Origin of the sequence: Clostridium sp. AM22-11AC (assembly GCF_003473545.1) — a bacterium.
Taxonomy (GTDB): domain Bacteria; phylum Bacillota; class Clostridia; order Lachnospirales; family Lachnospiraceae; genus Enterocloster.
In genome coordinates this window covers 49,459-63,166 of sequence record NZ_QUCM01000007.1, presented here as the reverse complement: position 1 = coordinate 63,166, position 13,708 = coordinate 49,459, and the positions used below count along the sequence as shown (strand labels likewise).

General features: G+C 49.8%; 14 protein-coding genes. All 14 read left to right on the top strand.

What is annotated here, in order from left to right; all coding sequences use genetic code 11:
• Window positions 1–144: 144 nt before the first annotated feature.
• Complete coding sequence (locus DW251_RS09045; RefSeq protein ID WP_002576404.1) at window positions 145–360, top strand: Maff2 family mobile element protein; 216 nt, start codon at window positions 145–147, stop codon at window positions 358–360.
• 306 nt (window positions 361–666) lie between these two features.
• Window positions 667–1,533: a VirB6/TrbL-like conjugal transfer protein, CD1112 family gene (locus tag DW251_RS09040; protein WP_117963960.1), complete on the top strand. Its 867-nt coding sequence runs from the start codon at window positions 667–669 to the stop codon at window positions 1,531–1,533.
• 17 nt (window positions 1,534–1,550) lie between these two features.
• Window positions 1,551–1,943, top strand: a complete 393-nt coding sequence (locus DW251_RS09035; protein ID WP_002576402.1) for a PrgI family protein — start codon at window positions 1,551–1,553, stop codon at window positions 1,941–1,943.
• A gap of 19 nt (window positions 1,944–1,962) precedes the next feature.
• Window positions 1,963–4,350, top strand: a complete 2,388-nt coding sequence (locus tag DW251_RS09030) for a VirB4-like conjugal transfer ATPase, CD1110 family (RefSeq protein WP_117963970.1) — start codon at window positions 1,963–1,965, stop codon at window positions 4,348–4,350.
• A gap of 3 nt (window positions 4,351–4,353) precedes the next feature.
• Window positions 4,354–6,123, top strand: a complete 1,770-nt coding sequence (locus tag DW251_RS09025; protein ID WP_117963958.1) for a CD1108 family mobile element protein — start codon at window positions 4,354–4,356, stop codon at window positions 6,121–6,123.
• A gap of 35 nt (window positions 6,124–6,158) precedes the next feature.
• A complete protein-coding gene (locus DW251_RS09020; RefSeq protein ID WP_117963957.1) occupies window positions 6,159–6,410 on the top strand; it encodes a DUF4315 family protein in 252 nt (83 codons plus the stop codon).
• Window positions 6,407–7,570: a CD1107 family mobile element protein gene (locus DW251_RS09015; protein WP_117963956.1), complete on the top strand. Its 1,164-nt coding sequence runs from the start codon at window positions 6,407–6,409 to the stop codon at window positions 7,568–7,570. The genes DW251_RS09020 and DW251_RS09015 overlap by 4 nt, the downstream gene beginning before the upstream one ends.
• Window positions 7,571–7,882: 312 nt before the next feature.
• A complete protein-coding gene (locus DW251_RS09010; protein WP_173745128.1) occupies window positions 7,883–8,542 on the top strand; it encodes a phosphatase PAP2 family protein in 660 nt (219 codons plus the stop codon).
• A 23-nt stretch (window positions 8,543–8,565) separates the two neighbouring features.
• Window positions 8,566–9,183 carry a helix-turn-helix transcriptional regulator gene (locus tag DW251_RS09005; protein WP_117963955.1) on the top strand — a complete coding sequence of 206 codons (618 nt, stop codon included), beginning with the start codon at window positions 8,566–8,568 and terminating at the stop codon, window positions 9,181–9,183.
• 117 nt (window positions 9,184–9,300) lie between these two features.
• A complete protein-coding gene (locus tag DW251_RS09000; RefSeq protein ID WP_117963954.1) occupies window positions 9,301–11,379 on the top strand; it encodes a DNA topoisomerase 3 in 2,079 nt (692 codons plus the stop codon).
• On the top strand, window positions 11,376–12,263 hold the full coding sequence (locus DW251_RS08995) for an LPD16 domain-containing protein (RefSeq protein ID WP_117963953.1): 888 nt from the start codon (window positions 11,376–11,378) through the stop codon (window positions 12,261–12,263). The genes DW251_RS09000 and DW251_RS08995 overlap by 4 nt, the downstream gene beginning before the upstream one ends.
• Complete coding sequence (locus DW251_RS08990; protein ID WP_117963952.1) at window positions 12,260–12,568, top strand: immunoglobulin; 309 nt, start codon at window positions 12,260–12,262, stop codon at window positions 12,566–12,568. The genes DW251_RS08995 and DW251_RS08990 overlap by 4 nt, the downstream gene beginning before the upstream one ends.
• Window positions 12,555–13,148 (top strand): YodL domain-containing protein, encoded by a 594-nt coding sequence (locus DW251_RS08985; RefSeq protein WP_117963951.1) that lies wholly within the window; start codon window positions 12,555–12,557, stop codon window positions 13,146–13,148. Before DW251_RS08990 ends, DW251_RS08985 begins: the two co-directional genes overlap by 14 nt.
• Window positions 13,149–13,355, top strand: coding sequence for a transposon-transfer assisting family protein (locus DW251_RS08980; protein WP_097783070.1), 207 nt, complete (start codon window positions 13,149–13,151; stop codon window positions 13,353–13,355).
• Window positions 13,356–13,708 lie beyond the last annotated feature (353 nt).

Below are 13,708 nucleotides of genomic sequence, written 5' to 3'. Positions count from 1 at the left end.
GAGCTGCCGCCTCTTTACATAGCCAGGTTTCTGATTGGGATTGGAGACCTGGCTATATGTTTGCCCATTTGCAGGTGCACATGCAGATGGAAAATCACTATTCATTAGCCCGCAAGGGCGCATCGTACAAGGAGGTACACATTTATGGCATTTTTCAACAGCGCAGTAACCGTTCTTCAGACTCTTGTCATCGCACTGGGTGCCGGTCTCGGCATCTGGGGAGCCATCAACCTGCTGGAGGGCTACGGCAACGACAACCCCGGTGCCAAATCCCAGGGTATGAAACAGCTGATGGCTGGCGGCGGCGTGGCACTGATCGGTACGACTCTGGTGCCGCTGCTTTCCGGTCTGTTCGGTTAAGCAAAAGCTGTCGGAGCGAAGATTCCGGCCGGGCGGCGAAAGCTGCCTGTTACATAGTCAGGTGCAGGCAATCTCCGCAGCTGGCTATTTTCTGCGCTCTCTGGCAGGTGCACATGTTGGAAGTATGGCGCAGAACCGCAGTTTAGAATCGCACCGGCGGATAGGCCGGACAAGTTACAGGAGGACAAATCTATGGCGTTTCTTACTACAACTGCATCGGCACTGTCTCTTTTCTCTCAGCTGTTCATGCTTCTGTCCCGGATGGCGAAGCTGTTCGGCGTGTTTGCGTAAGGAAGGAGGCGGCTCATGCAGAGTATCCTTGAACAGATCACAGATTGGCTCAAGAGCATGATCATCAGCGGTATCATGGGAAATCTTTCAGGGATGTTCGATTCGGTCAACCAGCAGGTTGGACAGATCGCAGGCGATGTGGGAACCACACCGGCGAACTTTTCACCTGCTGTTTTTTCTATGATCCGCAACATCTCGGAATCCGTGATCCTGCCCATTGCCGGAATGGTGCTGACTTTCATCGCCTGTTATGAGCTGATCCAGATGCTCATTGAGCATAACAATCTGGCAAATTTCGAGACATGGACATTTTTCAAATGGGTCTTTAAGACCTTTCTGGCAGTGACCCTGATCTCGAACACATTCAATATCACGATGGCTGTCTTTGATGCGGCGCAGCAAGTGATCTCCCGAAGCGGCGGGCTGATTTCCGGCAGTACGTCCGTCAGCGATGCGACCCTGACAGCAATGCAGGCCACGCTGGAAGGCATGGACTTAGGACCGCTGCTGGGACTGTATTTGCAGACCTTTGTGGTTCAGGTCACGATGCTGGCGTTGTCGGCTATCATCTTTGTCATCGTGTATGGCCGAATGGTGGAAATATATCTCATGGTGAGCCTTGCGCCGATTCCGTTCGCAACCTTTGGAAACCATGAGCAGAGCCATACCGGTCAAAACTATCTGCGCTCCCTGTTTGCACTGGGATTCCAGGGCTTTCTTATCATGATCTGTGTAGGCATCTATGCAGTTCTGATTCAGAACCTGTCCTTTTCGGATAACATCATCAGCAGCATTTGGGGCGTTTTGGGCTATACGGTTTTGCTGGCATTTACGCTGTTTAAGACGGGAAGCCTCGCGAAATCCGTGTTTGCAGCGCACTAAGAGAGGAGGAATGATTCATGGCATCTTATATTTCTGTGCCGCGAGACCTTTCAAAGGTCAAGACCAAGGTCTTTATGAACCTGACCAAACGGCAGATTCTCTGCTTCGGAGCCGGTGCGCTGATTGGCGTTCCGGTTTTCTTTTTGCTCAAATCCAGCGGAAATCTGAGCCTTGCTGCACTTGGCATGATGGCAGTGATGCTGCCGCTCTTCTTTCTTGCCATGTACGAGAAAGACGGTCAGCCGCTGGAAGTGGTGGCAAAGCATTTCTATGAGGCGAAGTTCAAGAGGCCGAAAACGCGGCCTTACAAAACGAAAAATTACTATGCACTGCTGGTTCAGCAGGCAGACGTGGAAATGGAGGTAAATCGCATTGTTCAAAATTCTCGAAAAGCTGACAGCGAAGAATAAAAAGCAGGATGACATCCGAATGCCGTCTCATCTGTCAGCCGCAGAGCAAAAACAGGTGCAGACGGTGATTGATCGTGCAAGGGGTGACCGCACGGTTCCGCATTCGGCACAGGAGAGCATTCCTTTTCAGCGGATGTTCCCGGACGGTATTTGCCGTGTGACGGACAATTACTACACCAAAACCATTCAGTTTCAGGACATCAATTACCAGCTGGCGCAGCAGGAAGATCAGACGGCTATCTTTGAGGAATGGTGCAGCTTCCTGAACTTCTTTGATTCCAGCATCCGCTTTGAGCTTTCTTTTATGAATATGGCTACGGATGCCTCGAATTTTGAGAAGATGGTGCGCATCCCGTACCAGAAGGATCATTTCAATCCGGTGCGCACGGAGTACAGCACCATGCTGCGCCGCCAGCTTGCCCAAGGTAACAACGGCCTGACCAAGACGAAGTATCTGACGTTTGGCATTGAGGCGGAATCCATGAAACAGGCAAAGCCGAGGCTTATCCACATCGAGATCGACCTGATGAACAACTTCAAACGCTTGGGTGTCCGGGCAAAATTGCTGAACGGCAAGGAACGGCTTCATCTGATGCACGATATGTTCCACATGGGTGACCATGACCGATTCAATTTCGATTGGAAGTGGTTGCCGGAGAGCGGACTGTCGGTAAAGGACTTTATTGCACCGACCGGGTTTGCCTTTCCGAAGAACCGCATTTTTCAGATGGGCGGGATGTATGGCTCCATGTCCTATCTCCAGATCACGGCTTCCGACCTGTCGGACCAGCTGCTGAAAGATTTTCTGGATATGGAATCCAGCCAGATTGTGACCATGCACATTCAGTCGGTAGACCAGAACAAAGCAATCAAGTCCATTAAGCACACCATTACGGAGCTGGATCGTTCCAAGATTGAGGAACAGAAGAAAGCTGTCCGTTCCGGATACGATATGGACATCATTCCGTCAGATTTGGCAACTTACGGCAAGGACGCAAAGGCACTGCTGAAGGAATTGCAGAGCCAGAATGAGCGTATGTTCCTGCTGACCTTTCTGGTGATGAACACCGGCGAGACGGAGCAGGAGCTGGAAACCAATGTGTTTCAAGCTTCCAGTATCGCGCAGAAGTACAACTGCAACCTGCGCCGTCTGGATTTTCAGCAGGAGCAGGGGCTGATGAGCTGCCTGCCGCTGGCACAGAACCTGATTGAGATTCAGCGCAGCATGACTACCAGCAGCACGGCAATTTTCGTGCCGTTTACCACCCAGGAGCTGTTTCAGACCGGGAAAGAGGCTCTGTACTATGGGCTGAATGCTTTGTCCAACAACCTGATTATGGTTGACCGGAAAAAGCTCAAAAACCCCAACGGGCTGATTCTGGGTACTCCCGGTTCCGGTAAATCCTTCTCTGCCAAGCGAGAAATCGCCAATGCGTTTTTGGTGACGGATGACGATGTAATTGTGTGCGATCCGGAAGCCGAGTACACGGCACTGGTGCAGAAATTTGAGGGGCAGGTCATTAAGATCAGCCCTTCCAGCACGCAGTATATCAATCCGATGGACATCAACGCGAATTATTCGGAAGAAGATAATCCGATTGCCCTGAAAGCAGATTTCATCTTGTCCCTGTGCGAGCTGATCGTGGGCGGCAAAGAAGGCTTGCAGCCGGTAGAAAAGACGGTTATCGATCGTTGCGTTCATCAGATTTACCAGACCTATTTTGAGAATCCGGTGCCGGAGAACATGCCGGTGTTGCAGGACTTGTATGAGGCACTGCTCAGGCAGGATGAAAAGGAAGCACACCATGTGGCAACAGCACTGGAAATCTATGTAACCGGTTCTCTGAACCTGTTTAACCACCGCACCAACGTAGATATCAATAACCGGCTGGTCTGCTATGACATCAAGGAACTGGGCAAGCAGCTGAAAAAGATCGGGATGCTGGTGGTGCAGGATCAGGTCTGGGGGCGTGTGACCGCCAACCGCAACGCAGGTAAAGCCACCCGCTACTATATGGACGAGTTCCATCTGCTTTTGAAAGAAGAGCAGACAGCGGCTTACAGCGTGGAAATCTGGAAGCGATTCCGTAAATGGGGCGGTATTCCAACCGGCATTACCCAGAACGTAAAAGATCTGCTTTCTTCCCGCGAAGTGACAAACATTTTTGAGAACAGCGACTTCATTTATATGCTGAATCAGGCAGCCGGTGACCGTCAGATTCTGGCGGATCAGCTGAATATCAGTCCGCACCAGCTGTCCTATGTGACCCACTCCGGTGAAGGCGAAGGATTGCTGTTCTACGGAAATGTGATTTTGCCGTTCGTTGATCGTTTCCCGACCGATTTGGAACTGTACCGGATCATGACGACCAAATTAACCGAAGTGCAGGAAGCAAAGGAGGCATAAGTGATGGCGGGCAAGAAAAATCCGAATCTCGGAGACAAGCTGCGGCAGGAGCGCGAGGGTGCGAAGAACACCCTTCGCAATTCCAGAAACAAAACCGCCGATAGCAGTACGGGAGACAGCAGCAAGAAAAAAGCGGAACACCGAAGGCAGATTCGTCACGAGGCCGATCTTGCTAAGATGGGCAGTAAGAAACTGAAATCAGAGCAGGAAGTAAAAGCGAAAAAGAATGCAGCAGCTTCCGGGAAAAAAGGCGGAAAGCCAAAGAAGCCGGGAAATCTTGCGGCAGATGCACTTTCAGCCAAGGCACATCAGAGCGTGCGCAATGCCGACCAGGATAATAATTCTGGTGTGGAGGCAGCGCATTTTACCGAAGGCTCAGCGGAAGGTGCAGCCCGTGCTGGTTACCGGTTCCAATATGGTCGAAAGCTGCGGCAGTACAAAAAGCTGGAGCGGTTGGAGAAAAAGGCAGATAAAGATGCCGTGGATTCCATCTTTGCGGAACGCATGAAGTCTGATCCGCAGGCTGGTTCCAATCTCTTTTCCCGATGGAGGCAGAAGCAGGCTATCAAAAAAGAGTATGCCGCTGCGAAGGCAGGTGCGGCTGCTGCGGAGAACACAGTAGCTGGCACAGCCAAAGCTGCGCAGGGTACTGCCAGCATGACGGAAAAGGCATTTCAGTTTGTGCAGAGCCACTCGCATATCATCATCGGCATTGCAGCCGTGGGACTGCTTGTTTTGGTGATTGCCGGGTCGGTATCGTCCTGCTCCGTCTTGATCAATGGCGGCGGCAATGTAGTGCTGGGAACTTCCTACACAGCGGAAGATGAAGATTTGAAAGGCGTGGAGACGGATTATACCAAGCTGGAAGATAAACTTCGCAAACAAATCGACCGTATTGAAACCGACCATCCGGGCTATGACGAGTATCGCTACAATCTGGCGGAAATCGGTCACAATCCCTATGAGCTTGCATCTCTGCTGACCGTAGAATTTGAAAACTATACGAGAAGCCAGGTGCAGGCTCGGCTCCAGAGTATTTTTGAAGCGCAGTATGAGTTGAAGCTGGTGGAAAAGGTGGAAATCCGGACAAGGAAAGAAACCCGTGTGGGTTATAGTTACAATCCGATCACCGGAACCGGACACACCTACACCTATCAGGTAACGGTACAGTATGAGTATAAAATCCTCAATGTGACGCTGCTCAATCGGGGCGTGGACTATGTTGCCAGAAATTCCGGCCTTACAGATGACCAGCTGCAACGCTACGAAGTCACATTGGATTGCCGTGGCAATCGGGATGACCTGTTTGCAGGCATCGCCTTTGCAACGCCGGATGGCGCGGGTTCCAGCGGAGAATATCAGGATTACGACATTCCGGGCGAAGCTCTGACGGATGAAAAATTCCGGAAGATGATTACCGAAGCAGAGAAATATCTCGGTTATCCCTATGTTTGGGGCGGCAGCTCGCCGAGTACCAGTTTTGACTGCTCCGGTTTTGTAAGCTGGGTCATCAACCACTGCGGCAATGGCTGGAATGTAGGCAGGCAGACGGCCAACGGTCTGATGGGAAAATGCGACATTATCCCGAAGAGTGAGGCAAAGCCCGGAGACCTGATCTTCTTCCAGAAAACCTACAACACCAGTGGCGCATCCCATGTGGGCATTTATGTCGGCAACGGGATGATGATTCACTGCGGCAACCCAATTTCCTATGCTTCCATTGAGACGAACTACTGGCGGCAGCATTACTACTGTATGGGAAGAATTCGATAAAAACAGGGCGTTTATTCGTCCGGAAAGGAAACGATATGAGCTTGAAACTGGAAAAGATTGCTGCGGAGCGGGAGAAAGCCCGCAGAAAACGCGATGAGTGGGAGGAGCGCAGAAAGGAATGGGACAGAAAGTACCACGAACAGGAAAACAGCGAAATCTGTGAAATGGTACATGCCCAGAGCCTGACCCCGGAACAGCTGGCAGTCATCATTCAGATGGCGCAGGCTGCGGTTCCCAACCCGGAAAACATGAAACTGGACGAGAAAGAAACGGAGGATATGGAATGAAAAAGATGATGGCAATGCTGCTTGCCAGCGTGATGGTGGCAGGAACCTTTGCGACTACTGCGTTTGCCTATACGGGCGATGATGTGCAGAAGAACACATCTGTCAGTACCGCTGCGCAGGAAGCGGATGCAGCAGGAAGCGCAAATGCAGGGAAAACGGACAATACCGACAGCATCGAAATCGACCCGGATATGCAGGTGCTGCCGGATGGCTATGAGGTTTCTACGGATGCGGATGGGAACCTGATCGTTACGGTGGGCGGCAAGGAATACAACATCGGCAGCGAAAAGTCTCGAAAGCAGATGGGTACAGTGGTGCCGGGTATCACCAGCCTGCATTTTCGTTCCGGTCCCGGCATGGATCAGGAGATTATCGGATATCTGCATTCAGGCGATACGGTGGAGATTGTCGAAAAATACGGTGACTGGTATAAGGTGAATTTCAACGGCAAAACCGGATATGCACATGGAAAGTACCTGAATGTCACGGATTCCGCAAATGACAGCAGCATGTTCAGTGAAGATGCTCTGAAGCTGTTTCTGGATCTGATGCAGGGCGGAATGTCATCCGAGGATGAGACGGAATCCAGTACAGCTTTGACTCCGGAAGGAAATATGACGCTGGTGGATGATATCGGTGAGGAAGAAGATAAATCCAGCCAGCAGTTCATTACGCTGGTGACAAAGGCGGGCAACACCTTCTATCTGATTATCGACCGCGATAAAGACGGCAACCAGAATGTGCATTTCCTGAACATGGTGGATGAGGCCGATCTGCTTGCACTGATGGATGAAGAGGAAGCCGCCAAGTATCAGGAGAAGGAGCCGGAAGTCACGGAACCTGCGGAAACCGAAAAGCCGCAGGAGACGGAGCCTGCACCGGAAGAGCAGAAAACAGAGAGCGAGCAGAAGAAAGCGTCTCCGCTTCCGATGATTATGCTGCTTCTGTTTGTGATTGGTGCAGCCGGTGTCGGCGGTTATCTCTATATCAAGATGAAGGGCGTAAAGCCTGCATCCAAGAAAAATCAACCGGACCCTGATGCGGATTATCACGATGAGGATGAAGACGCGCTCCAGCTGCCGGAGGATGACGGTGACGAGGACGAAGAAGTGGATGTAAACGAGGATTACGAAGCGGAATCGGATGATGAACCTGTCTAATTAAGACTGTGTTGACCTGAGGGGCGGCTGAGAAGCCGTCCCTTTTACATAGCTAAATGGTTTGTGAATGGAGTGTTTTGAGCAATGAAGCTATGGAAACTGTAGGTGATATCTGATAAAATAGAGAGAGAACAGTGATACAAATCGAAATTTAGAGGGAAAGAAAATCTAAAAACATCGAAAAAACAAGCATTTGCGGGCATGATACGAATCGTATCATGCATGTGAAAGAGCGTTTCTTTCATAGTTTTACACTTTTTGATAAGGTGGAGTTGTCGGAAAGACAAGCCAAAACAGAAAGGATGTAGAATTATGAAAAAGAGCGAAAAGAAGAATTTGCTGATTGGAAGCATATTCCTTGCAATGTTTGCAGTATGGACAGCTTTGATTCAGTCTGTGGATGTGCAGCCGCTTGGTCAAAACGGAACAAGTATTGGATTTGCAACATTCAATTGCTGGTTTCACCATTTCACAGGGGTAAACATGGCAATTTATACGATTACCGATTGGATGGGGCTGGTGCCTGTCGTAATATGCCTTATTTTCGCAGGGATTGGACTTGTACAGTTGATCAAAAGAAGAAGCCTTTTCAGGGTGGATGCAGATATCATGATTTTGGGTGTGTATTTTGTCATCGTGTTCTTGGCATATGCGATTTTTGAAATGATCCCAATCAATTACAGACCGATTTTAATCGAAGGAATTATGGAGGCTTCTTATCCGTCCTCAACTACCTTGTTGGTATTAAGTGTAATGCCTGTCTTGATCGAGCAAATCCAGCGTAGACTTTCTGGCATTGGGGTAAAACGAATCATAACGATTGCGGCAATCGCTTTTTCGGTATTCATGGTGACTGGGAGATTGATTTCCGGAGTACATTGGTTTACGGATATCGTAGGCGGTGTACTGCTAAGTGCCGGATTGTTTAAGCTTTATAAAGCGGCAGTTATGCTGGCATTAAAAGAAAAATAGAATTGGTATGGGAGGTGCAGGTTTTGGAATTTCATGAAAAGCTTCAGGAATTAAGAAAGAGTCGAGGTTTGACACAGGAAGAATTAGCCGAGGCATTATTTGTTTCCAGAACCGCTATTTCAAAATGGGAGTCCGGAAGAGGATACCCAAGCATAGATTCATTAAAGGAAATATCCAGCTATTTTTCTGTATCAATTGATGATTTGTTATCTGGAGAGCAATTGATTTTCATAGCAGAAAAAGAAAACAAATCAAATCTCAATGGCGTATGCGATTTGTTATTGGGGTTTGTTGACTTGTTTTCACTGATGCTGATATTTCTTCCGCTGTATCCCAAACCGGTCAATGGATATATCTATTCGGTAAATCTCTTAGGATATGTAGATGGAAATGCTTTCATAATCAGGATCTATTGGGCATTGTTTATCAGCTTGACGATTGCCGGAATCGTGAAAATACTGATGGTCTATTTCAAGTTTGAAAAGGGCAAAAAAGCGGTTACATTCATCTCTGTAGGACTCAGTATCATTGCTGTTTTGTTTTTGGCTATGGCGAGAGAGCCGTATGCGATAACAGTAACGTTCCTGTTATTGCTTATCAAAGGCATTCTGCTTTATAAGCAGGCTAAGGCAGGTCGATAAGATATTGTGCCCTGCAACTTCCAGTTTGTAGACCTAAAATAGAATACAGTTCCTTACATAGCAGTCATGTACTTCGGTGCCTGGCTGCTAATTTTTTTGCGAAAGGAGCAGTATCGAATGAAGCTTGTATTAGCGGAAAAGCCCTCGGTTGCCATGAGTCTCTCGAAGGTGATCGGGGCAAATCAGCGCGGAGACGGTTATATGGAGGGCAATGGCTACCTTGTCAGCTGGTGTGTGGGGCATCTGGTGGAACTTTCCCAGCCGGAAGCCTATGATGAAAAGTATGCCAAGTGGAAGTATGATGATCTTCCGATTTTGCCGGAACATTGGCAGTATCAGGTGTCCGCCAGCACGAAAAAGCAGTTCGGAATCCTGAAAAAGCTCATGCAGCGGAAAGATGTGGAGAGTCTGATCTGTGCAACCGATGCAGGGCGTGAGGGCGAACTGATTTTCCGACTGGTTTACCATCAGTGCGGCTGCAAAAAGCCGGTGGAACGGCTTTGGATTTCATCAATGGAGGACAGTGCTATCCGGGAAGGCTTTCAGAAGCTCAGACCGGGAACAGAATATGATGCCTTATATGAGGCGGCTTTATGCCGGGAGCGAGCCGACTGGATTGTCGGAATCAACGCCACCCGGCTTTTTTCATGTCTGTATGGGCAGACCCTGAATGTGGGGCGCGTGATGACACCAACGCTTGCGATGGTGGTTATGCGAGATGCAGCAATCCGGGCGTTCAAGCCGGAGCCGTTCTACTCGGCAGAATTAAAATTTCGGGATTTTCAAGCGGGCGGTGAGCGAATGAAAGAAAAAGCAGAAGCAGAAAAACTGGTGGCAGAGTGTTGCCAGGCAGGAAGTGCCATCATTACCAAGGTAGAGCAGAAAGAAAAATCAGAGAAGCCCCCGGCCTTGTTTGATCTGACATCGCTTCAGAGAGAAGCAAATCGGCAGCTGGGATTCACTGCCCAGCAGACCCTGGATTACACACAGGCTCTGTACGAGAAGAAACTCGTGACATATCCCCGTACCGACAGCCGGTATCTGACGGATGATATGGCACCGCTGGTGCCGGAACTTGTTTCTGTGATCCAGCAGAGCTTTCAGATTCAGGCGGATGTACCGGCACCGGTGAATGCAGCGCAGGTCATCAATTCTAAGAAAGTCACCGATCACCATGCCATTATCCCTACAAAAACAGCGGCGGGTTATGACATTTCCTCGCTTCCCAGTGGAGAACAAGCGATTCTTACTCTGCTGGCGGTGCGGCTGATTTGTGCGGTCGGAACACCCTGCCACTATGCAGAAACCATAGTGGAAGCGGAGTGCGCCGGTCAGAATTTCCGCACGAAAGGCAAAACAGTCACGGATATGGGCTGGAGGCGATATGCAGGAAAGCCGGTTGAAGATGCTGAGAAGAATGCGGAGGCGGGTGATCTTCCGGAGCTTTCGGAAGGCATGACACTGGAACTTGCCGGTGTCGATCTGAAAGAGGGCAAGACCAGCCCGCCTAAGAGATTTACCGAAGATCTTCTGCTTTCAGCGATGGAGAGTGCCAGCTCGGATGAATTTCCGGCCGGTGTAGAGCGAAAAGGCATCGGCACACCGGCTACACGCGCTGCCATCATCGAAAAACTGGTGCAGAAAGGCTTTATCGAGCGCAGGGGTGATAAGAAAACGAAATATCTTTGTTCTACGGACAAGGGAAATGCGCTGGTGACGGTGGTGCCGGAACAGATTCAGTCCCCATCCATGACGGCAGACTGGGAGGAAAAACTGCTGAAAATAGAACACGGCGAGTACGACAGCGATGCCTTTATGGGCGAAATCAGCAGCATGGTCAGCGGACTTGTTAAAACCTACGAGGCTGTAAAAGGTGCTGATGTGCTGATGCAGCCGGAACGGAAAGTCATTGGTTCCTGCCCGGCCTGCGGCAATGATGTCTGTGAAACGGCAAAGGGATGGTTTTGCAGGGATAAGGGCTGTAAATTTGCGCTCTGGAAGGAAAACAGGTTCTTTCAGACACTGGGAAAGCAGATGACAGAGGAACTGGCAAGCCAACTGGTAAATCAGGGGAAAGCACGACTTACCCATTGCTATTCCAGGAAGTCCAATCGTTACTATGACACAACCGTTTATGTAGAGACTGGCGAGGACGGTGCAGCAGCATTTAAGCTGGAGTTTGGAGGTAAAAAATGAGCATGAAAATGATGAATGCAGCTTATCTGGTGGATAATGTCGCTCTGCTTTCCTTGCAGGAAAAGCAGGACGGCGTGGAATTCCACTGCTTTGATATGAACAGTAAGGTGCAGACCGCCGAAGGACGTATTGGCTGGGATGTGTTGGATAAACAGCCGTTTTCTACGCTGGAAGAAAGCGCGAGGATGGCGGCACTCCAGAAGATTCCCCAGCTTGACGGTCTTGCCGTTGCGCCGGTAGCCCCGGAGATGCTGGAGCAGATGCGAGGCGGCAGAAAGGTTCTTTGGCAGATGAAAAAGGCTGATCCTGAGCTGGAGAATGCTAAAAATATCCGGTTTATCACCAGCAACTACGAGGATCGGTTCAAAATCCCGGATGGCAGTGCGGTGGAGGTCGAGTATCCGAATCGAAAATTCTCAGCCCGCTGCGAATATATGGACGAATATCATCTGCGCCTTGGGTATGATGTTCTGCACATCTGTCAGCTGGCAGAAATGCTGGAACGCGGCGGTGGCACATGCCGCCCGGAGCCATTGATTACAGAAGAACACAGCGCATGGGATTTGGGAAGCAAGGGCTTTCTTGCCATTCAGACCTGTGAGGACGGTTACGACTATACCTTATATCATAAGGACTTCACGGAAATTGACGGCGGACAGATCGACAACCCGGAAATCAGCATGAATGCAGCCAGAGACCAGATTCTTTCGGATTATGGGTTCGGTGGACGCACCATGACGCGGATTGACTATGATGAACTTTGTGATCGAGCAGAGGATGCAGAAATCAGTAGACGGGAATCTGTGCTGGGTAAACTCTCGGATCTGTCTTCCAGAACGGATACACCAGCGAAAGCTGCCAAGGCGAAGGAGGCGGAGAGATGAAATATAAGCTTACGAAGGCAGAGCAGGAAACCGTCATCAATTTTGACAATGAACTGGATACTGCCAGTATTTACACCCATGACAGCCGCCTGATTAAGAAGCTTCGGAAACTGCGAAAACAGTATCCGGAGCAGTTTGTTTTGGAGCATCGGGAGCAAGGGTCAGTCACTTATACGATTCCGAAACGCTGTGTTGGTATCCGACCGCCTTATAGTGAAAAACGACGGGAACAGCAGCGACAGGAAGCAAAGGAAAACGGCCTGCCGTTTATGGAGAAGGGAGAAATGAACGATGGCAAGAATTGAAAAATGGGATGAAGTGCATGGAAATCAGGCACCGGACGAAAGAATGATGGCATTTCTCGACAGCGCTACCGACCAGTATGCGATTTTGCAGCTTCGCCGCAGCGAGAATACGGTATATGAACGCTTTTCGTCTATGCGCGAACTGGAACGGATGGGGCTGGAACCGGATATTGACCATTATGAGGTGGTGTATACGGCTCCGCTTCTTCCATACAAGGATCAGAATACGATGTTGGAGGAACTGTATGCGAAATTCAATGTTTCCCGCCCTGATGATTTTACTGGGCATAGTCTTTCTGTGTCTGACATCGTGGCTTTACGGCAGAATGGTGTTGTAAGCTGTCACTATGTGGATTCCATCGGTTTCCAGGAACTGCCCGGATTTTTGAAACCGGAGAATTACCTGAAAGCCGCAGAAATGGCGATGGAGGACGATTACGGCATGATTGACGGCGTGATCAATAACGGAAAGAAGGAAGAACCGGCAGAGAAAGCATCGGTTCTGGATCAGCTGAAGGAAAAGCAGGAGGCGGTGCCGCCTGCGCCGCCTCGCAGGTGCTGCGAAGAAAAGGAGTTATAAATGCGTTTTACGGATGACGAATGGATGCTCATGATGCTTTACAGCCCTGGCACACGGACAGGGCTGATTGCAGAGCTTCAGACGATGCAAAAAAGTCTGACGGGCAGAGACAGAAACCTGCGCAGGTGGACGGCCTCGCTGCTTGCGAAACTGGCAGAGATGACAGATGCAGAATATGAGGCACTGGATTTGTATCCGGACGAATAAGAGAGAGGAGGAAAATAGACAGATGATGACGAAAACGGCTTATTATATGCAGATGGCACAGGAAGCTGCGGCACAGATCACTGGCAGCAAAGAACAGTGGACAGCGTTTCTGACCACATCCGCAAGGCTTTATAAGTATCCTTTTGCGGAGCAGCTGATGATCTATAAGCAGAGGCCGGAAGCAACGGCCTGTGCGGAGTACGATCTCTGGAATGATCGGATGAACCGCTATGTGAAACGTGGTTCCAAGGGCATTGCTCTTTTGGATATGCGTGGCGAGCAGCCGAAACTGCGGTATGTATTTGATGTGGCAGATACCGGAGAACGGAAGAATTCACGTCCGGTACAGCTCT

Excerpts from the sequence above, each read along its gene's own strand:
- DW251_RS09045 (WP_002576404.1), top strand. The coding sequence starts at position 145 with ATGGCATTTTTCAACAGCGCAGTAACCGTTCTTCAGACTCTTGTCATC.
- DW251_RS09040 (WP_117963960.1), top strand. The coding sequence starts at position 667 with ATGCAGAGTATCCTTGAACAGATCACAGATTGGCTCAAGAGCATGATC.
- DW251_RS09035 (WP_002576402.1), top strand. The coding sequence starts at position 1,551 with ATGGCATCTTATATTTCTGTGCCGCGAGACCTTTCAAAGGTCAAGACC.
- DW251_RS09030 (WP_117963970.1), top strand. The coding sequence starts at position 1,963 with ATGCCGTCTCATCTGTCAGCCGCAGAGCAAAAACAGGTGCAGACGGTG.
- DW251_RS09025 (WP_117963958.1), top strand. The coding sequence starts at position 4,354 with ATGGCGGGCAAGAAAAATCCGAATCTCGGAGACAAGCTGCGGCAGGAG.
- DW251_RS09020 (WP_117963957.1), top strand. The coding sequence starts at position 6,159 with ATGAGCTTGAAACTGGAAAAGATTGCTGCGGAGCGGGAGAAAGCCCGC.
- DW251_RS09015 (WP_117963956.1), top strand. The coding sequence starts at position 6,407 with ATGAAAAAGATGATGGCAATGCTGCTTGCCAGCGTGATGGTGGCAGGA.
- DW251_RS09010 (WP_173745128.1), top strand. The coding sequence starts at position 7,883 with ATGAAAAAGAGCGAAAAGAAGAATTTGCTGATTGGAAGCATATTCCTT.
- DW251_RS09000 (WP_117963954.1), top strand. The coding sequence starts at position 9,301 with ATGAAGCTTGTATTAGCGGAAAAGCCCTCGGTTGCCATGAGTCTCTCG.
- DW251_RS08995 (WP_117963953.1), top strand. The coding sequence starts at position 11,376 with ATGAGCATGAAAATGATGAATGCAGCTTATCTGGTGGATAATGTCGCT.
- DW251_RS08990 (WP_117963952.1), top strand. The coding sequence starts at position 12,260 with ATGAAATATAAGCTTACGAAGGCAGAGCAGGAAACCGTCATCAATTTT.
- DW251_RS08985 (WP_117963951.1), top strand. The coding sequence starts at position 12,555 with ATGGCAAGAATTGAAAAATGGGATGAAGTGCATGGAAATCAGGCACCG.
- DW251_RS08980 (WP_097783070.1), top strand. The coding sequence starts at position 13,149 with ATGCGTTTTACGGATGACGAATGGATGCTCATGATGCTTTACAGCCCT.